Here is an 18,884-nt window from a genome sequence, read left to right as displayed (position 1 = left end):
CATCCCGAACAGGACCGTGAAACGACTTTGCGCCGATGATAGTGCTGCAACCAGTGTGAAAGTAGGTTATCGTCAGGCTAATTAATAGCAGTAAGCAGAACCCCGCCCGGTGATCCGAGCGGGGTTTTTTGCTTTTCACATCCTGCTCTGTGCCCGTCCGTACGGAGCCCACACGCCAACTCAGGCACAATGTCTCGGCAAGCTTGTTAAAGACACCAGACAGGAGCACCATGAACGAGCGGACTGCGCGCAAGGTCGTGCTGATGCGTGCCATCGAAACGGCGGACACCAAACACGAGGTCTTGTCCGAAGACGACCGGCTGTATGCCAGTCGTAGCGCGCGCGAACTCGCCAATTGGCAGGCGGCGGAGGGCAAGAGCGAACCCTCGTTGCACCATTTCCTGCAGCAGCGCGCCGATCTGATCCTCAAGCGCCTGGCCGAGCGTACCCCGGCGTTCTCGTCTTTCCTGCATCGCCGCCCCTTGATGCCGATGGTCGCCGTCCTGTTGCCGCTGCTCGGTTTCATCGCCGGCGCCGTGCTGGACCGCATTGGCGATCCGCACCGTGTCGATTTGCTGTCGGTGCCGCTCCTCCTGATCATTGGCTGGAACCTGCTGGTCTATCTCGCTTTGATCGTCTGGGCCCTGATCCCATCGAAGCGGACTGGCTGGGCCAGCCCGCAGCTGCTGCGCCGCCTGGCGGTCGGCAAGAACGCGCTGCCGCGCAAGCTGCCGGCGCCGCTCGCGGCCGGCCTCGCGCAATACCTCACCGACTGGTCGATGCTCTCGGCAAAGCTGGCCCAGCTGCGTTTCGGCCGCGCCGTCCATATGGCCGCGGCCGCGTTTGCCTTGGGCGCCATCGCCTCCCTGTATGCGCGCGGCATCGTCAACCAATACGCAGCGGGCTGGGAAAGCACCTTCCTCGACGCCGAACAGGTGCACACCATGTTGTCGGTGCTGTTCGCGCCGGCACTGGCGGTGTTTCCGCTGCAGGGCTTTTCGCTGGCCGACATTCAGGCACTGCGCTTCGTTCAGGAACCGTCGCCGGCCGGTGGCGCGCGCTGGGTGCATTTGTATGCGGCCACGTTGCTGCTGCTGGTCGTGCTGCCGCGCATCGTGCTTGCCGTGGTGTCGGGTGTGCGCGCAGGCCGGCTCGCGCGCAACTTCCCGCTCGACTTGGGGCAGCCGTATTTCCGTCTGCTGGCCGACCGCGTGGGCGCGTCGGGCCCCGCCGTGCTGCGCGTAGTGCCGTACAGCGTCACCGTCGACGAAGCACGCCATCGGGGATTGGCGAGCGTCGCCGCCATGGTCCTGGGCGAGCAGGCGCAGCTGATGCTGCGTCCCTCCAGCCCCTACGGCGAAGACCCGAAAGACAGCTTGCGCGACGCCCGTCTCGACGATGCCGGCGTGGCCATCACCGCCGTCCTGTTCAACCTGGCCGCAACGCCGGAGCGTGAAAACCACGGCGCTTTCCTCGACTACCTGGTGCGCAGCACGCCGCGCGGCATCGCCGTGCTGCTGGACGAATCCAGCCTGGTCGAACGCGGTGCCGCCCAGCCGGGTTTCGATACCCGTCTCGAAGAGCGGATCGCGCTGTGGCGCCAGTTCTGCAACTACCATAAAGCGCCTGCCACCGTGGTCAACCTGCTGCAGCCCGAAAAATATCCGCTCGACCTCGGCAGCGGACTGGCCCTGTCCACCGCGCCATGAACCAGCCGCCCGTCGACATCCAGTTCGCGCTGGTCTCCCACACCAACAACGGCAAGACGACGCTGGCGCGCACGCTGGTCGGCGTCGACGTCGGCGAGGTGCGCGACGCCGCCCACGTGACGGTGCTGGCCGAAGCCCACGTATTGCAGACCAGCGCCGCCGGCGACCGCCTGCTGTTGTGGGACACACCCGGTTTCGGCGACTCGCTACGGCTGCTCAAGCGCCTGGCCAGTGCCGGCAATCCGATCGGCTGGTTCATGCGTGAAGTGTTCGACCGCTATCGGGACCGCCCGTTCTGGCTCAGCCAGCAGGCGCTGCGGGCGGCCAAGGATGCCGCCGACGTCGTGCTCTACCTGGTGAATTCATCGGAAGATCCGCGCGACGCCGGCTACCTGGCGCCGGAAATGAAGATCCTGGAATGGCTGGGCAAGCCGGTGGTGGTCTTGTTGAACCAGCTCGGCCCGCCGCGCCCGGACCCGCAGGAACAGGCCGAGCAGGCACGCTGGAAGGAGTACCTCGACCAGTTCGGCATCGTGCGCGACGTGCTGGCCCTGGATGCGTTCGCGCGCTGCTGGGTGCACGAGGACGTGTTCTACGAGCGCGTCGGCAAACTGGTCGACGAGGCCAAGCGGCCCGGCTATGCGCGCCTGCTGGCAACCTGGCAGGCGGAGAACCTGAAGCGCCTGCATGAATCGGTACGATTGAGCGCCGCCCAAGTCGCCGCCGCCGCACGCGACAGCCAGGCAATCGAGGCGGAAGGGAAGGGCAACCTGTTCAAGTCGGCACTCAAGGCGGTCGGCCTGGGCAAGGACGAGCAGAAGCGCCAGGATGCGGCGATGGCCACCCTGATCGAACGGCTGAACCGGCGCATCGCCGATACGACGGCAGCGCTGCTGCGCCTGCACCGCGTCGATCCCGGCGAGGCGGGTCGCATCAATGCGCGCGTGCGCGATCACTTTGCCGTGCGCGCGCCGGTCGACAAGACCCAGGCCGGGCTGCTGGGGGCGGTGGTGTCGGGCGCGGCGACCGGCCTGTCGGCCGACCTGATGGCAGGTGGCCTGACCCTGGGCGGCGGGGCACTGCTGGGGGCGATCGTCGGCGGGCTGACCATGGCCGGCGCCGCCTGGGGTTTTAATACCACGACCGAGCGCGATCGTCCGAGCGTGCAGTTTGCCGATCCCTTCCTGCGCACGCTGCTGGTCGGCGCCGTGCTGCGCTACCTGGCGGTGGCCCACTTCGGCCGTGGACGCGGCCAGTTCGTCGAGGGAGAAGCGCCGGCATTCTGGCAGCTTGAGGTCGAAGCGGCCCTGGCGCGGCGCGAGGCCGACCTGGCGCGCCTGTGGAAGACGGTGCGCACGGCGCCCGACGAAGATGGCGCGGCGCAGCCGCTGCGTGCGCTGCTCGAGGGTGTGGTCGCCGATACGCTCGAACGCCTGTACCCCGGCTCGGCGGCGCAGGCGCTGGCGCGCCAGCCCGTGTGACACCTGTACCAGATTGACACAGGGCGGCACGCGGCCGGCGCGTGTTACACGCATGAAAGGCATGGCACGCGGATTGCTCATGATGAGGGAGACCGATAACCCTCAGGAGACCTCATGAAACATCCCATCCGCATTGCCGGCGCCACGCTGGCCCTGGCTGCCGCCATCCTCACCTCGCTGTTCGCGCACGCCCACGGCAACGTCGTGCCGCAGGCAGTCGACACCACCGGCTTGCCGGTGCTGGGCGATAAATGGCGCGACGAAAATCCCTACCGCACCAACAAGCTGGCCCTCAAGATCGGCACCTCCGCCTATACCCAGAACTGTGCCCGCTGCCACGGCCTGGACGCCGTGTCCGGCGGTATCGCCCCTGACCTGCGCCTGCTCGACCGCGACTGCAACGGCATCAAGAACGAGACCAAGAAGCAGGCTTGCTACAAGGAGATGGACAATTACTACCTGACCAGCATCCGCCATGGCAAGGTGCGCAATGGCGCGGTCTACATGCCGCCGTTCGAGGGCGTGTTCAACCAGGAAGCCATGTGGGCCATCAAGACCTACCTCGAATCGCGCCGCAGCGTCGAATGAAGCGGGACGCCATGAGGAACCGTTTGCGTACCACCGTGTCCGTCTTGCTGCTGTGCGCGGCCGCGGTCCATCCCGGACTGCTGCGGGCCGCCGATGCGCCAGCCGCCAAGGCCGATACCTTGAAAGTCGCTGTGTATAACGAGCTGGCGCCGTTCTCGGACAAGGGGCAGGGCATCGACGCCGACCTGGCCGCGGCGCTGGCCAAGAAACTCGGCCTGACTTTGAGCCTGCTGCCGTTCAATGCCGGCGACGACCTGAACGACGACCTGCGCAACATGGTCTGGAAAGGGCATTACCTCGGTTACGGCCCGGCTGACGTGATGCTGCATGTGCCGGTTGACCGCATGCTGATGAACGCCAATCCGCAGGTGACGATTTTCGCGCCCTACCACGTCGAGAGCGTGCGCCTGGTGCGCAGCGCGCGCAGCATTCCGTCGTTCGACGGCGTCGAGGCGCTGGCCGGCAAGCGCATCGGTGTCGAGAAAGTGTCGATTTCCGGGATGGTGATGCTGGGCGAAGGCAATGGACGCTTCCGCGACCAGGTGCACATCTATCCGACCGCGATCGAGGCGCTGCAGCAGCTCAGGGCCGGCCAGCTGGATGCTGTGCTGGCAACGCGTTCGGAGATCGAATCGGTGATGCGCGGCGACCCTGCCTTTCCCATGCAGGACGTGCCTTTCGAGCGGCTGCCGCGCGCCGGCTGGGCGGTCGGCATGGCGGTCAAGAAGGACAATGTCGATTTGGCGCGCCGGCTGCAGGCCGCGCTCAACGAGATGGCGGCCGACGGCGAACTGAAAGCCGTGTTCGCGAAGTACGGCGTGCAGATAGTGAAACCGTAGGCACTGCCCCGGCAGGGGCAGTGCCTAGTATTTCCGTACTATTTCCGGACTACTTTAGAACTGGTACTGGGCGCTGGCGCCCAGCATCCAGTTGCGGCCCGGCGCCGGTTCGTAATAGCGGCGGTTGCTGTCGCCGACGATGACCGAGCCGATGTAGGTGCGGTCGAACAGGTTGTTCACGCGCGCGTACTCGCGCAGGCGCCAGCCGCGCAGCGGCCCGTCGAGCTGCTGGCTGGCCTGCACGCGGGCGTTGAAGATGGCATAGCCGGGCGCCGGGATCGCGGCGTTGGCGTCGTCCGCGTAGACCTTGCCGTTGGCGACGGTCTCGAGCGCGGCGCCGAAACGCTGGCCCGGATCCTTCCAGGCCAGCTCGCCGTACAGGCTGGTACGCGGCACGCCCGGCAGGCGGTTGCCTTCCGCCACGCCGGTGAAGGCCTGATCGTAGATCGCGCGCAGCACGGAGGCCGCCACGCGCGCCGAGAAGCCGGCGCGCAGGTTGGCATCGAGCGAGAGTTCCAGGCCCTGGCGCAGGGTGGCGCTGGCGTTGCGGTAGCTGGTGCGGCCGCCCGACGAGGCGTCGACCACCAGTTCGTCGTGGGTGCGCGCCTGGAACAGCGCCGCGTTGAGGCGCACGTCCTTGGCGAGGGCGGCCTTGACCCCGACTTCGACCTGGGTGCTGGTGGCGGCTCCCAGGCCATAATTGAAGCCGCCGGCGGTGCCGGAATAGAACACTTCGTTCAGGGTCGGGGTCTCGAAGCCGTGCGCCGCGCTGGCGTACACGTTCAGGTCCGGCGTCAGCTTGTACAGCACGCCCAGCAGCGGCGTGGTATGGCTGTAGTCGGCGCCGCCGCTGTCGTTGCCGTTGGCCAGGTAGTGGTCGTCGACGTCGAAGCTCACCCGGCTGTGGCGCAGGCCGCCGGTGAACACCCAGCGGCCCAGTTCCCATTCGAGCTGCAGGTAAGGATCGACGTTGTTCACCTCGTCCTGTTCGTCGCGCCGCAGCCGGCCCTGTACGCCGAACTCGGTGCCGACGTAGTTTTCGTAACCCTTGCGGGCGTCGGTCGACTTGCCGGCCTCGAGGCCGACGGTAGTGCGCAGGGTGCCCTCGCCGAGCGGCCGCGTCATCATCCAGTTGACGTCGACACCGTAGAAATCGCGGTCGAAATCGACCACGCCGCCCGAGTGGGTGGCCGGCGCCTGGAAGGCCCGGGTGAAGGCCTGGTACTGGATCACGCGGCGGTTGCCGCCGTACACGGTCACGCGCAGGCGGTCGCTGCCGAAGCGCTGGTCCCAGTTCAGGCCGATCTGCTGGTGGTCGATGCTCTTGCGGGTGTTGTAACGGTCGGCCAGGGTGCGCTGCGGGGTCTGCGTATCGGTGGTGTCGATTTCGCCGGCGCGCGGGTCGCGCTGGTAGGTGCCCCAGGTGACGCCCAGCGGGTCCTGGGTGTCGTCCTGGCGCAGGCCGCTGGCCACGATGGTCAGCTTGCTGGTGCTCGACGCATCGAAGGTCAGCTTGGCGTAGGCCTGGTCGCGGGTGGCGGCACTGTGGGCGCGGTAGCCGTCGGTCTCGAAGCGCGAGGCGTCGAGCAGCCAGCCGAAGCGGCCTTCCTTGCCGCCGGCATTGACGTCCAGCTTGTGCTGGCCGTAGCTGCCGGCGGAGACGTTGGTCTCGACGTAGGGCGCGCCTTTCGGATCGCGCGTGAACAGCTGGACCACGCCACCGGAATGGTTGCCGTACAGGGTGGAATAGGGGCCGCGCAGCACCTCGATGCGTTCCGCCAGGTCGAGGTCGAAGGTCGCGGCCTGGCCCTGGCCGTCCGGCATGGTGGCCGGAATGCCGTCGGCGATCAGGCGCACGCCGCGCACGCCGAACTGCGAGCGGGCACCGAAGCCGCGCGAGGAAATCTGCAGGTCCTGCGCATAGTTCTGGCGGTTCTGCACCACCAGGCCCGGCACGCCGGCCAGGGCTTCCGAGGCATTGACGCGCGGTTGGGCGGCGCCGATCTGCGAGGCATCGACCACGTCGATCGAGGCCGGCAGGTCGAAGCTCAGGTGTTCGCTGCGGCTGCCGCTGACCACGACCACGCTCATCGGCGTGCGCGGCACCTCATCGGCGGCGGGCGCGGCGGCGGGCGCGTCGGCAGCGGCGCGGGCGGCCAGCGGCGCCATGACCAGGGGCGCGGCGAACAGGGCCGCGACAGCGTTCAAACGTAAATGCTTCATTTCTTCTCCGTAAATAACAGTCGGCCCTCGCCTTGCGGCACTGGCTAACCCGGCAAGCAATATACCTGCCAGGACGAAAGTCTGCTGGCGCTTCGATGGCACGGGCTTTGCAATCCTGAACAAACACGCACTTTTGCGCTCTACTTGAAAGGACATTCATGTTCGGATTCCGTTCCCTGCGCGCGGCCTTCGCCGCCGCCGGCCTGCTCGCTTGCACCGCCGTCCATGCCGCGCCTTTCGCTTACGTGCCCAACGAAAAGTCGGGCAGCGTCAGCGTGATCGATGCCGCCAGCGGCGCCGCCGTGCGCACGATTGCCGCCGGCAAGCGTCCACGCGGCATCGCCGCCGACCCGCAAGGCGCCACGCTGTACGTAACGGACGCCGCCGCCAATGCGCTGCTGGTGCTGGACGCCGCCAGCGGCGCCACCCTGGCCAGCATCGCGCTCGGCCGCTCGCCGGAAGGCGTTAGCGTGTCGGGCGACGGCCGCCTGGCCGCGGTGGCGGTCGAGGACAGCAACAGCGTGGCGCTGGTCGATACCGCCAGCCGCACGCTGGTGGCCGACATCAAGGTCCAGGGCCAGAACCCGGAGCATGCGGTGTTCAGCCCGGACGGGCGCTGGCTGCTGGTCTCGGCCGAGAACGCCGAGCAGGTCGACCTGATCGACGTCGCCCTGCGCCGCCAGGTCGGATCGATCGCGGTCGGCCTGCGTCCGCGCGGCATCGGCTTTACCCCGGACAGTGCGCGCGCCTACGTCGCCTGCGAACTGGCCGGCGCCGTCTACGTGCTCGACCTGGCGGCACGGCGTTCCGTTGCCACCATCCCCGCCGGCAAGAACCCGGCCGGCATCGCGGTCGGACCCGGCGGGCGCCAGGTCTGGGTGTCGAACGGGGCGGATGGCAGCGTGATGCTGATCGATCCGGTACGCAATGCGGTGAGCGCCACCCTCGCGGTCGGCAAGCGGCCCTGGAACATGGCGCTGACGCCGGACGGCGCGCGCCTGTACGTGGCCAACGGCCGCTCGGACAGCGTGACGGTGATCGATACCGCCGGCGTGGCGAAGGTCGCCGAGATCGCGGTCGGGCAACTGCCCTGGGGCGTGGTCATCCGATGAAGATGCACTGTTCAAATTTGGGACAGGTGTACCAGAAACTGCCGCCCGTCGCGGGCAGCGCCAGGGCGGCCATGCCGTAGAACGCCGTGCGCCGGGGTCGAACGGGGGCTGGCACGAGGTTTGCGAAACAGTGAAGGTGCCGGCAACGGCCAACCGACCACCCGAACAGGGAAACCAGAGAAAGAAGAGGATGACATGAATCTTGCGGACATCAGCAAACTGGGCGTAGCCAATCCGTTCCGTCAACGCTACGACAACTACATCGGCGGCCAGGCCGTCGCGCCGGTCAAGGGCGAGTATTTCCCCAACCTGACGCCGATCACCGGCCAGCCGTTCTGCGAAGTCGCACGTTCGACCGCCGAAGACGTCGAGCTGGCGCTCGATGCCGCCCACGCCGCCAAGGAAGCCTGGGGCAAGACCTCGCCGGCCGAGCGCGCCAACGTCCTCAACAAGATCGCCGACCGCATGGAGCAGAACCTGCAGCTGCTGGCGACCGCCGAAACCATCGACAACGGCAAGCCGATCCGCGAGACCATGGCGGCCGACATCCCGCTCGCGATCGACCACTTCCGCTACTTTGCCGGCTGCGTGCGCAGCCAGGAAGGTGCGATCTCGACCATCGACAACGAGACCTACGCCTACCACTTCCACGAGCCGCTGGGCGTGGTCGGCCAGATCATCCCGTGGAACTTCCCGATCCTGATGGCGGTATGGAAGCTGGCGCCGGCCCTGGCTGCCGGCAACTGCGTGGTGCTCAAGCCGGCCGAGCAGACCCCGGCCTCGATCATGGTGCTGATCGAACTGATCGGCGACCTGCTGCCGCCCGGCGTGGTCAACGTCGTCAACGGCTTCGGGCTGGAAGCGGGCAAGCCGCTGGCCTCGAGCAAGCGCATCGCCAAGATCGCCTTCACCGGCGAGACCGGCACCGGGCGCCTGATCATGCAGTACGCGGCGCAGAACCTGATCCCGGTCACGCTGGAGCTGGGCGGCAAGTCGCCCAACATCTTCTTCGAAGACGTGATGGATGCCGACGACGACTTCTTCGACAAGTGCCTGGAAGGCTTCGCCATGTTCGCGCTGAACCAGGGCGAGGTCTGCACCTGCCCCTCGCGCGTGCTGGTGCAGGAATCGATCTACGAGAAATTCATCGAACGCGCGCTCGAGCGCGTGGCGAAAATCAAGGCCGGCAATCCGCTCGACAGCGCCACCATGATCGGCGCCCAGGCCTCGCAGGAGCAACTCGAAAAGATCCTGTCCTATCTCGACATCGGCCGCCAAGAAGGCGCCGAGGTGCTGGCCGGCGGCGAGCGCGCCACGCACGAGGGCGACCTGTCCGGCGGCTACTACGTGCGCCCGACCGTGTTCAAGGGCGACAACAAGATGCGCATCTTCCAGGAAGAGATCTTCGGCCCGGTGGTGTCGGTGACCACCTTCAAGGACGAAGCCGATGCGCTGCGCATCGCCAACGATACCCTGTACGGGTTGGGCGCCGGTCTGTGGACGCGCGACGGCAGCCGCGCCTTCCGTGTCGGCCGCGCGATCCAGGCCGGCCGCGTCTGGACCAACTGCTACCACCTGTACCCGGCGCACGCGGCCTTCGGTGGTTATAAACAGTCCGGCATCGGGCGCGAGAACCACAAGATGATGCTCGAACATTACCAGCAGACCAAGAACCTGCTGGTGAGCTACAGCCCGAAAGCGCTCGGCTTCTTCTGATCGACTGTAACGGCGCCACCCGAAGGAATGCCCATGACGACCCCGATCGACCGCGTGACCGCGACCCCCGCCGCACTGGATTTCATCGGCGAGCTGCGCCGGCGCCACGGCCCGCTGATGTTCTTCCAGTCCGGCGGCTGCTGCGACGGCAGCACACCGATGTGCTATGCCGCCGGGGAGTTCAACCTGAGCGATACCGACGTCTACCTGGGCAACCTGGACGGGGCGCCGTTCTACATCGGGCTGGAGCAGTTCGGCTATTGGGAGCATACCCAGCTGATCATCGACGTTGTCGCCGGCAACGGCGGCATGTTCTCGCTCGATAACGGCACTGGGCGCCGCTTCCTGACGCGCTCGCGCCTGTTCAGCGACGAGGAAAACACCGTGCTGCAAGCCCAGGCGCCCGGCCGCCACGGCAGCTGAACGGCAACCTACAACAACAAGGAGATATTCGTGAACACACCCAAGATGGCCTTGCTTACGGGCTTGGCCGGCTTTGCCATGCTCGCGCAGGCGGCCGACATCACCAACGCCATGCTCGACAACGCGGCCAAGGACACTAAAAACGTGCTGTCGTTCGGCATGGGTTCGCAAGGTCAGCGCTACTCGCCGCTCACCCAGGTCAACACCAAAAATGTCGCCCGCCTGGTGCCGGCGTGGTCGTTCTCGTTCGGCGGCGAGAAGCAGCGCGGCCAGGAATCCCAGCCCGTCATTGCCAACGGCAAGATGTTCGTGACCGCCTCGTATTCGCGCATCTTCGCCATCGACCTCAAGACCGGCAACAAGCTGTGGAAGTACGAGCATCGCCTGCCGGACGGGATCATGCCCTGCTGCGACGTGGTCAACCGCGGCGCCGCGCTGTACGGCAACCTGGTCATCTTCGGTACCCTCGATGCCCAGCTGGTGGCGCTCGACCAGAACACCGGCAAGGTGGTCTGGAAGGAAAAGGTCGACGACTACGCGGCCGGCTACTCGATGACGGCGGCACCGCTGATCGCCAAGGGCGTGCTGATGAACGGCGTGTCCGGGGGCGAGTTCGGCGTGGTCGGACGGGTCGAAGGGCGCAATCCGATGACCGGCGAGCTGCTGTGGTCGCGCCCGACCGTCGAAGGCCACATGGGCCACCGCTACGACAAGGACGGCAAGGCGATCGAGGCCGGCGTCACCGGCACCGTCAACAAGAGCTGGCCGGGCGAGCTGTGGAAGACCGGCGGCGCCTCGACCTGGATGGGCGGCACCTACGATCCGGGCACCGGCCTGGCCTACTTCGGCACCGGCAACCCGGCGCCGTGGAACAGCCACCTGCGGCCGGGCGACAACCTGTATTCCTCGTCGACGCTGGCGCTGGATCCGGAAACCGGCCAGATCAAGTGGGCCTACCAGGGCACGCCCAACGATTCCTGGGACTTCGACGGCGCCAACGAGTTCGTCACCTTCGACATGGACGGCAAGCGCTACGGCGGCAAGGCCGACCGCAACGGCTTCTTCTATGTGATCGACGCCAGGAACGGCAAACTGCAGAACGCCTTCCCCTTCGTGCGCAAGATCACCTGGGCCAGCAGCATCGACCTGAAGACCGGGCGCCCGAACTTCATCGCCGCCAACCGCCCGAGCGACCCGACCAAGGGCCAGGACGGCAAGAAGGGCTCGACCGTGTTCGCGGCGCCGGCCTTCCTCGGCGCGAAAAACCAGATGCCGATGGCCTACAGCCCGCAGACCGGCCTGTTCTACGTGCCCGCCAACGAATGGGGCATGGACATCTGGAACGAACCGATCAGCTACAAGAAGGGCGGGGCCTTCCTCGGCGCCGGCTTCACCATCAAGCCGCTGAACGAGGACTACATCGGCGCCCTGCGCGCGGTCGACCCGAAGACCGGCAAGATCGTCTGGGAAGCCAAGAACGGCGCGCCGCTGTGGGGCGGGGTCATGACCACCGCCGGCGGCCTGGTCTTCTACGGCACGCCGGAAGGCTACCTGAAGGCGGTCGACGCCAAGAGCGGCAAGGAGCTGTGGAAGTTCCAGACCGGTTCCGGCGTGGTGGCGCCGCCGGTCACCTGGCAGGACGGCGACACCCAGTACGTGGCCGTGGTGTCCGGCTGGGGCGGGGCGGTGCCGCTGTGGGGCGGCGAGGTCGCCAAGAAGGTCAATTTCCTCGAGCAGGGCGGCTCGGTGTGGGTGTTCAAGCTGGCTACCAAGATCTGAATGCGATGGGGCCGGGTCTCCTGTGAGTTTGCGGCGGCTGCGGCCGCCGCTTTTTTCATAGAAGCGGCATGCGCCGGCCGCAGCGATCGCATCGATCAAAAACGTGACAGCCGGCCAGCCCATTGATCCGATTTGCCACATTGTTCATTACTTGCTACCAGGCCTTTACCCTACATCAAGCCGGGCACGCAACTTGCCATCGCTCTCGAGTGCATCGACCGATGCGCTCACCCTACAAGAAAGCGAGGAGACAATGAACAAGATCCGCATCCTGGCCGGCACCGTCCTGGCTACTACCGTTCTGGCGGCATCCACCCGGCCCGCGCAAGCGGTCGACTTCAAGGCCGGCGACTGGACGCTCGGACTGGGCGGCATCGTCAACGCCTACTACACGGGCGTGTCGTGCAGCGGCAGCGACATCGGCGGGCTGGCGCTGGCGAGCCGGGGCCTCGGCTGCGGCGGCCAGGACCGCCGCACCACGGTCGGCAACGGCCTGCTGCCGAACGGCTTGCTGGCATCGGCCGCCTCCACCCAGGGCGGCTTCGACGTCAGCGCCAAGATCGGCATCTACGCAGCCACCGCGACCGACAGCGCGATCAGCCAGAACAGCACGGTGGACGTGCGCCAGGCCTATTTCACCTTCGGCCGCTCGGACATGGGCACCTTCAAGCTGGGCCGCGACTACGGCATCTTCGGCGCCAACGCGATCCTCGGCGACATGACGCTGGTGGGCGCCGGCGCGCCGGTACAGGCGACCCAGCGCGGCCGCGTGACCCTCGGCCACATCGGCGCCGGCTACAGCTACCTCGGCACCTATGGCCTGATCGCCTACAGCAGCCCGGACGCGGCCGGCGTCGGCTTCGATATCGGCGTGATGAATCCGGTGGCCGACACGCCGGTGGTGGCCGGTCCGCGCTACACCAGCAAGTCCACGCCCCAGGTCCAGGCCCGGGTGCGCTTCGAGCACGACGGCTTCAAGGCCTGGCTGAGCGCCAAGGGCCAGCGCTTCACGGCGCTGGAGGCGGGCGGCGACGACCTGACCATGCACGGCATCGAGGCCGGCGCATCCCTGCAGATGGGCGCGGTCGGGCTGCTGCTGAATGCGCAGCAGGGCAAGGCGCTCGGCATCCTGTCCGACGCCGACCAGGGCGACGTGCGCACCCGCCACTTCCTGGCGCAAGCCACGTTCAAGGCGACCGACGCCGTCAAACTGGGCCTGAGTTACGGCCGCAGCCAGAACCGCGAGGCCGCACCCGGCACCGGCGGCCTGAAGTCGAACGCCAACCTGACCGCCGGCGCCTACTACGCGCTGAACAGCGTGGTCACGCTGGTGGCGGAGGGCGGACAGACCCGTTCGAAGTCCTTCGGCGGCGGCACCGCCCGCATGAACGGCGCTTCGCTCGGTGGCATCATTTTCTTCTGAGATGGGAGCGGCGCGCGTGAACCTGTTGCGGTGGCTTATCTGCCCTGTCGTATGCCTTGCCCTGCTGTGCGGCCTGCCGGCGCAGGCCGGCGTGCTGGACAAGGCCGCGCTGGCGCAACGCTTTCCGCCGCCGCTGACGGTGGGCGACAAGGTGGCCGAGGTGCCGGCCTGGCCCCTGTTCAAGCAGAACGGCACGATGACGGAGCTGGTCGGCTACGCCTTCGAATCGATCGACCTGGCGCCGGTACCGGGCTTTGCCGGGGTGCCGGTCAACCTGCTGGTGGTGATCGATCCGAAAGGAACCTTCCTCGAGGTGGCCGTGCTGTCGCAGCACGAGCCGGTGTTCCTGGAAGGGCTGGGCGAGGCGCCGCTGCGCCAGTTCGTCAGCCAGTACCGCGGCCTGTCGCTGGGGCAGAACATCGACGTCGGCGGAGCACACAGTCCCGGCGGCGCCGGCAACGATGCCGGACGGGCGCACCTGGACGGGGTATCGAAGGCGACCGCCTCGGTCCGCATCATCAACCAGAGCATCCTGTCGGCGGCGCTGAAGGTGGCGCGCGCCCGGCTCGGCTTTGCGGGCGACCGCGATCCGGGCCGGCTGGCGCGCATCCGCAGCGACCTGTTCCGGCCCATGCCGCTGCCGCAGTTGCTGGACGCCGGCCTGGTCCACCACGTGCGCGTGCTGAACCGCGACGTCGAGCGCCTGTTCGCCGGCAGCGAGGGCGCCGGCCTCGACCCGGAGGCGCTGGCGCAGCCCGGCGCGGTGTTCGCCGATCTGTACCTGGCCTGGGCCTCGGTGCCGACGGTCGGTCGCAACCTGCTGGCGCCGCGCAGCTGGGACAGGCTGCAGGGCCGCCTGGAGCCGGGTGACCACGCGCTGCTGGTGATGAGCGCCGGGCCGTATGCGATCGCCGGCGACGACTTCGTGCGCGGCAGCGTGCCGCGGCGCATCGTGCTGCGCCAGGACAGGCTGCCGTTCGAGATGCGCGATCTCGACATCGAACCCAGGCTGGCGGACGGCGTCCGGCTGCCGGTGACGGAGCTGCTGGCATTGCGCGTGATCGGCCAGGCCGGCCTCGATCCGGCGCGGGCGCTCGACTTTGCGCTGCCGGTGGTGCGCAGCAAGGGCATCGTCTACCCGGAGCGCATCGTGCGCGAGATCCGCTTCAGCTACCGCCTGCCGCAGGATTACTGGAGCGCGCCGCAGGCGGCGGCACCGTCCTGGCAGGCCAGCTGGCAGGCACACGGGCTGCAGCTGGCGCTGCTGGGCGGCGCGCTGGCGCTGCTCGCGCTGGCCCTGCTGGCGCAACGGCGGCTGGTGGCGCACGCGCGCCGCTTCGCCTGGCTGCGCCGCGGCTGGCTGCTGTTCACCGTCGTCGGCATCGGGTACGCCTTCCAGGGCCAGCTGTCGATCGTGAACCTGACCGGTGCGCTGCAGGCGCTGCGGGCCGGGCGCGGCCTCGGCTTCCTGCTGTTCGACCCGATGACGGTGGCGCTGTGGGGCTTCGTGCTGGTGTCGCTGCTGATCTGGGGCCGCGGCACCTTCTGCGGCTGGCTGTGCCCGTTCGGCGCATTGCAGGAATTCGTGGCAGAAGCCGGACGCCTGCTCAGGCTGCCGCAGGCGAGGCTGGGCCGCCGGCTCGACGCCTATTTGAAACGCATCAAATACGGGGTGCTGGCGGCGATCCTGCTGGCCGCACTGTTCGCGCCGGCGCAGGCCGACCGGCTGGTGGAAATCGAACCCTTCAAGACCGCGATCACACTGAACTTCGTGCGCGCCTGGCCCTACGTGGCATATGCCGCCGGCCTGCTGGCGCTCAGTGCCTTCGTCTATAAAGGGTTCTGCCGCTACCTGTGCCCGCTCGGCGCCGGGCTGGCGGTGCTGGGGCGGCTGCGCCTGCTGGACTGGATCCCGCGCCGCGCCGAATGCGGCACGCCGTGCCAGACCTGCCGCCACCGCTGCGGCTATGGCGCGATCGCCGCCACCGGCAAGGTCGATTACGGCGAATGCTTCCAGTGCCTGGAATGCGTCGTCATCCACGAGAGCGATGCGCAATGCGCGCCGCGCATCCTGGCACGCAAGCGCCGGCGCACGATCGCCATCGTACCGCTCGGCGCCACCACCGACAGGAGGACATGATGCAGCGACGGACCTTTCTCGCCGCGGCGCTGGGCGGCATGGGCGCGGGCCCGCCTTCCGCCTGGGCCGCCCACGTTGCGCAGACGCCGCTGCACGCCGGCGCGGCGCTGGCATTCGGCACCACGATCAGTGTCTCGGTACGCCATGCCGACGGCGCGCTGGCACAGGCGGCGATCGGCGCCGCGCTGGCCGAGGCGCGCCGCATCGATGGGTTGATGAGCCTCCACCAGCCCGCCAGCCAGGTCTACCGCCTGAACCGCGACAAGCAACTGGCGCAACCGGATCCGCACCTGCTGGCCGTGCTCGGCCATGCGCGCGCGCTGTCGCGCCTGACGGGCGGTGCCTTCGACATCACGGTGCAGCCCCTGTGGCAGGCATTCCGCGACGCCGACGGCGCGCCGCCTGCGCGCGAGCGCACGCGCGCGCAAGGGCGAGTCGGCTGGCCGGGCGTGCAGGCCGGGCCGGCGCGCATCCATTTCTCCCATCCGGACATGGCGATCACGCTCAACGGCCTGGCCCAGGGCTATGCCGCCGACCTGGCACTGGCGGCGCTGCGCCGTCACGGCATCCGCCAGGCGCTGGTCGACACCGGCGAATACGGCGGCCTGGGCCGCAACGACGGGCGCCGCTGGCGGCTGGGCATACGCGACCCGCGCCGCGACGACGCGCTGGCGGCCACGCTGGCGCTGGACGGGCGCTGCGTCGCCACCTCGGGCGACTACGCGTCGCCGTTCACGCCCGACCTGCTGCATCACCACATCTTCGATCCGGTCACCGGCGACTCGCCGACCGAACTGGCCAGCGTCACCGTGCTGGCGCCGACCGGGCTGGAAGCGGACGGCCTGTCGACCGCCTTCATGGTCATGGGCGCGCGCGGCGCGCACGCGCTGGCGGCCCAGCTGCCGGGTGTCGACCTGCTCACCATCGGCAAGGATGGCCGGCAGCGGATGTCGGCCGGATTCCCGGCCGCCTGACACAACTTATTTGAGATGCGGCAGCTTGCGATAGATCGTGTTGCGCGACACGCCGAGGGCACGGGCGGCGGCCGAGACGTTGCCGCCATGGGCGTCGAGCGACCTGAGGATCGCGCTCAACTCCATCTCTTCGAGCCTGCCGCCGCCGGCTGCCGGCTGCGGCACGGCCGAGGGTGCTGCCGCGGGCGCCGCTTCGATATCGTCGAGGAAGTCGTCCGGCATGTGGCGCAGACCGATCTCTTCCTCGTCACCGGCCATGATGGTGGCGGTGCGCAGCAGATTGGTCAGCTGGCGGAAGTTGCCCGGCCATTTATGGCGCAGGAACAGGCGCAGGACTTCGTCCGAGATGCGGTGGCGCCCGCCGTCGGTCTCGGCGTCCAGGATCTTCTTGACGACGCATTCGAGATCGGTGCGCTCGCGCAGCGGCGGCAGCTTGACCACCAGGCCGTTGAGGCGGTAGTACAAATCCTCGCGGAACAGCCCCGCGGCGATGCGCTGGCGCAGGTTGTGGTTGGTGGCGCAGATCAGCTCCACGTTCACGGGCACCGGTTTGCCGCTGCCCAGCGGCGTGACCATGCGTTCCTGCAGCACGCGTAGCAGGCGCGCCTGCAGCGAGAAGGGCATGTCGCCGATCTCGTCGAGGAACAGGGTGCCGCCGTTGGCCTGCAGGATCTTGCCGGTCGCGCCCTTCTTGCGGGCGCCGGTGAAGGCGCCTTCTTCGTAGCCGAACAGTTCGGATTCGATCAGGGTCTCGGGAATCGACGCGCAGTTGACCGCCACGAACGGTCCTTGTGCGCGCGGCGAATCGTTGTGGATAGCCTGGGCCAGCAATTCCTTGCCGGTGCCGGTCTCGCCCATGATCAGGATCGGGACGTCACGCCCGAGCACCTTGTTGACCTTGTCGATCACCTGTTCGAGTTGCGGGTCGCCGGTGTTCAGGTAGCGCAGCCCGGACAGGCGGCGCGCGGCCTTGGCCTGGGGCAGGGCGGTGTGCGCCGGCGCGGCGGCCGGCATGTCGGCCGCGAATTGCGCCGCGGACTGCGCCGGGGCCGAGGCGCCGGTCAGCACATGCATGCCGTTGGTCAGGCGCAGCTCGGCGCGGCCGCGCACGCGTACGCCGTCGTGCATGCACAGGTCGAGCAGGCCGGGCGCCGCGGTGCGGTAATGATCGAACAAGGCCGACACAGGCAGGCCGAACAGGGAGCTGAAGGTATGCGCCTGCAGCGCGGGATAGCTCAAGCCCAGCTGGAACAGGGCATTGCGGTTGGCGGCCAGGAAGCGTCCGCCCGGCGTGAACGAGGCGATGCCCTCCATCAGGGTGCCGATGAATTCCGGCCGCGCATGGAAGTGCAGCGTGATCGCGTTTTCGAAGGTGGCCGCGAACATCTGGTTTTCGATCATCAGCGCCGACATCCGCACCAAAGCCATCGTATGCTTGTGGTAGCTGCGGCGGTCGCCGCTGACGTCGAGCACGCCGACCACGTTGCCGCGGTGGTCGGTGATCGGCGCGGCAGAGCAGGTCAGGAAATGGTTCGCGGCCAGGAAATGCTGGTCGGCGTGGACCGTGACCGGTGTCTTTTCGGCGATCGCGGTGCCGATCGCATTCGTGCCCTTGCTTTCTTCCGACCAGGCCACGCCTGCGGTGAGCGCAACCCGGTTGGCTTTTTCCAGGAAGTCGGCGTCGCCCAGCGAATGCACGATGACGCCGTGCGCATCGGTCAGCAACACCATGTTATGGGTGTTGACGATCTGCTGGTACAGGGTTTCCATGGCGGGAATCGCATGGGCATACAGCATGCGGTTCTGTTCGACCAGGGTCGTGAGGTCCGGGGTGGACAAAGGGCTGAAGTCGGGCCGCCTGCCGGTGTGCAGTCCGAATTCTTCGGAGCGCCGGTGCGAGGTGGCGATCATCGCCTCCATGTCGGGCCGGACGGACGATGCACCGGGCATGACGGGGCTGAGCAGGCCGGCTGCCGGGGATTGGTAAGTCATTCCATGTCTCCTGGTTGGCCCTGGACTGCGGCTCTGTGTAAGGGAATCGACTGTTCATTAATGTAGCACCTGTACCGGGACGGAACAAACAAACTTGCGCCGAACGGGCACTTCTTTTTATAGCAAGGCCGATGCCAGGCTGAGTCGCCAAAGCAACAGCAAGACTTGCGTTGTAGCTGAGCTGTTTGCTATAGTTGCCCTCCTGCTTCCGCAGCGCAACAAAAACTGAACTGTATCAATCGGTTAAGCAAGTAGTTGAACGGGTGTTTTGATAACACCGCTGGCGCTGAAGAAAAAGATGGGGTTGACGAGTTAAGCGAAGCACTGCATAATCTCATTCCTCTGCTGCTGACGAACAAAACGATTCGCACAATGCAGCAAGGCAGTACCGAACAAAGTTCTTTAAAAATTAACAGTCGATAAGTGTGGGCGTTTGATGAAGGTGCCGGCTGACTAGTTCAGCTGATTACTTAAATTATCAAATG

The 18,884-nt window shown here is 67.4% G+C and carries 13 protein-coding genes; 11 read left to right on the top strand and 2 right to left on the bottom strand.

Features of this window, described 5'->3' with window-relative positions; translation table 11 throughout:
- The first annotated feature begins 230 nt into the window (after positions 1 to 230).
- The 4 genes from FBX97_RS29215 (at position 231) to FBX97_RS29200 (ending at position 4,617) form a co-directional block, all read left to right on the top strand.
- Positions 231 to 1,709, top strand: a complete 1,479-nt coding sequence (locus tag FBX97_RS29215) for a DUF2868 domain-containing protein (RefSeq protein ID WP_141839464.1) — start codon at positions 231 to 233, stop codon at positions 1,707 to 1,709.
- Complete coding sequence (locus tag FBX97_RS29210) at positions 1,706 to 3,190, top strand: GTPase domain-containing protein (protein ID WP_141839462.1); 1,485 nt, start codon at positions 1,706 to 1,708, stop codon at positions 3,188 to 3,190. The genes FBX97_RS29215 and FBX97_RS29210 overlap by 4 nt, the downstream gene beginning before the upstream one ends.
- Before the next feature lie 114 nt (positions 3,191 to 3,304).
- Positions 3,305 to 3,778, top strand: coding sequence for a cytochrome c-550 PedF (gene pedF, locus FBX97_RS29205; RefSeq protein WP_141839460.1), 474 nt, complete (start codon positions 3,305 to 3,307; stop codon positions 3,776 to 3,778).
- An 11-nt stretch (positions 3,779 to 3,789) separates the two neighbouring features.
- Positions 3,790 to 4,617, top strand: a complete 828-nt coding sequence (locus tag FBX97_RS29200) for an ABC transporter substrate-binding protein (protein WP_141839458.1) — start codon at positions 3,790 to 3,792, stop codon at positions 4,615 to 4,617.
- A 54-nt stretch (positions 4,618 to 4,671) separates the two neighbouring features.
- Here FBX97_RS29200 and FBX97_RS29195 read toward each other — a convergent pair whose 3' ends face one another.
- The gene (locus tag FBX97_RS29195; protein WP_141839456.1) at positions 4,672 to 6,840 is read right to left on the bottom strand and encodes a TonB-dependent receptor; all 2,169 of its coding nucleotides are present in this window, start codon (positions 6,838 to 6,840) and stop codon (positions 4,672 to 4,674) included.
- A 158-nt stretch (positions 6,841 to 6,998) separates the two neighbouring features.
- On the opposite strand from FBX97_RS29195, the gene FBX97_RS29190 reads away from it, so the two are divergent.
- From FBX97_RS29190 to FBX97_RS29160, 7 genes are all read left to right on the top strand, one after another.
- The gene (locus tag FBX97_RS29190; protein ID WP_141839454.1) at positions 6,999 to 7,952 is read left to right on the top strand and encodes a beta-propeller fold lactonase family protein; all 954 of its coding nucleotides are present in this window, start codon (positions 6,999 to 7,001) and stop codon (positions 7,950 to 7,952) included.
- 195 nt (positions 7,953 to 8,147) lie between these two features.
- Complete coding sequence (adh, locus tag FBX97_RS29185) at positions 8,148 to 9,668, top strand: aldehyde dehydrogenase (protein ID WP_141839452.1); 1,521 nt, start codon at positions 8,148 to 8,150, stop codon at positions 9,666 to 9,668.
- Between the two features lie 33 nt (positions 9,669 to 9,701).
- Positions 9,702 to 10,091: a DUF779 domain-containing protein gene (locus FBX97_RS29180; protein WP_141839450.1), complete on the top strand. Its 390-nt coding sequence runs from the start codon at positions 9,702 to 9,704 to the stop codon at positions 10,089 to 10,091.
- 45 nt (positions 10,092 to 10,136) lie between these two features.
- On the top strand, positions 10,137 to 11,870 hold the full coding sequence (locus tag FBX97_RS29175) for a PQQ-dependent methanol/ethanol family dehydrogenase (RefSeq protein WP_141839474.1): 1,734 nt from the start codon (positions 10,137 to 10,139) through the stop codon (positions 11,868 to 11,870).
- A gap of 253 nt (positions 11,871 to 12,123) precedes the next feature.
- A complete protein-coding gene (locus FBX97_RS29170) occupies positions 12,124 to 13,293 on the top strand; it encodes a porin (protein ID WP_255517680.1) in 1,170 nt (389 codons plus the stop codon).
- Positions 13,294 to 13,309: 16 nt separating this feature from the next.
- On the top strand, positions 13,310 to 15,433 hold the full coding sequence (locus FBX97_RS29165; RefSeq protein ID WP_255517679.1) for a 4Fe-4S binding protein: 2,124 nt from the start codon (positions 13,310 to 13,312) through the stop codon (positions 15,431 to 15,433).
- Positions 15,430 to 16,407: an FAD:protein FMN transferase gene (locus FBX97_RS29160; RefSeq protein ID WP_370457381.1), complete on the top strand. Its 978-nt coding sequence runs from the start codon at positions 15,430 to 15,432 to the stop codon at positions 16,405 to 16,407. The genes FBX97_RS29165 and FBX97_RS29160 overlap by 4 nt, the downstream gene beginning before the upstream one ends.
- Positions 16,408 to 16,413: 6 nt before the next feature.
- On the opposite strand, the gene FBX97_RS29155 is transcribed toward FBX97_RS29160, so the two are convergent.
- Positions 16,414 to 18,399, bottom strand: coding sequence for a sigma-54-dependent Fis family transcriptional regulator (locus tag FBX97_RS29155; protein WP_141839448.1), 1,986 nt, complete (start codon positions 18,397 to 18,399; stop codon positions 16,414 to 16,416).
- Positions 18,400 to 18,884 lie beyond the last annotated feature (485 nt).

It is taken from the genome of Herbaspirillum sp. SJZ107 (genome assembly GCF_006715485.1).
Taxonomy (GTDB): Bacteria; Pseudomonadota; Gammaproteobacteria; order Burkholderiales; family Burkholderiaceae_D; genus Telluria.
This window is presented reverse-complemented; position numbering and strand designations above follow the sequence as displayed.

Excerpts from the sequence above, each read along its gene's own strand:
- pedF (WP_141839460.1), top strand. The coding sequence starts at position 3,305 with ATGAAACATCCCATCCGCATTGCCGGCGCCACGCTGGCCCTGGCTGCC.
- FBX97_RS29195 (WP_141839456.1), bottom strand. The coding sequence starts at position 6,840 with ATGAAGCATTTACGTTTGAACGCTGTCGCGGCCCTGTTCGCCGCGCCC.
- adh (WP_141839452.1), top strand. The coding sequence starts at position 8,148 with ATGAATCTTGCGGACATCAGCAAACTGGGCGTAGCCAATCCGTTCCGT.
- FBX97_RS29210 (WP_141839462.1), top strand. The coding sequence starts at position 1,706 with ATGAACCAGCCGCCCGTCGACATCCAGTTCGCGCTGGTCTCCCACACC.
- FBX97_RS29200 (WP_141839458.1), top strand. The coding sequence starts at position 3,790 with ATGAGGAACCGTTTGCGTACCACCGTGTCCGTCTTGCTGCTGTGCGCG.
- FBX97_RS29155 (WP_141839448.1), bottom strand. The coding sequence starts at position 18,399 with ATGACTTACCAATCCCCGGCAGCCGGCCTGCTCAGCCCCGTCATGCCC.
- FBX97_RS29215 (WP_141839464.1), top strand. The coding sequence starts at position 231 with ATGAACGAGCGGACTGCGCGCAAGGTCGTGCTGATGCGTGCCATCGAA.
- FBX97_RS29190 (WP_141839454.1), top strand. The coding sequence starts at position 6,999 with ATGTTCGGATTCCGTTCCCTGCGCGCGGCCTTCGCCGCCGCCGGCCTG.
- FBX97_RS29170 (WP_255517680.1), top strand. The coding sequence starts at position 12,124 with ATGAACAAGATCCGCATCCTGGCCGGCACCGTCCTGGCTACTACCGTT.
- FBX97_RS29180 (WP_141839450.1), top strand. The coding sequence starts at position 9,702 with ATGACGACCCCGATCGACCGCGTGACCGCGACCCCCGCCGCACTGGAT.
- FBX97_RS29175 (WP_141839474.1), top strand. The coding sequence starts at position 10,137 with ATGGCCTTGCTTACGGGCTTGGCCGGCTTTGCCATGCTCGCGCAGGCG.
- FBX97_RS29160 (WP_370457381.1), top strand. The coding sequence starts at position 15,430 with ATGATGCAGCGACGGACCTTTCTCGCCGCGGCGCTGGGCGGCATGGGC.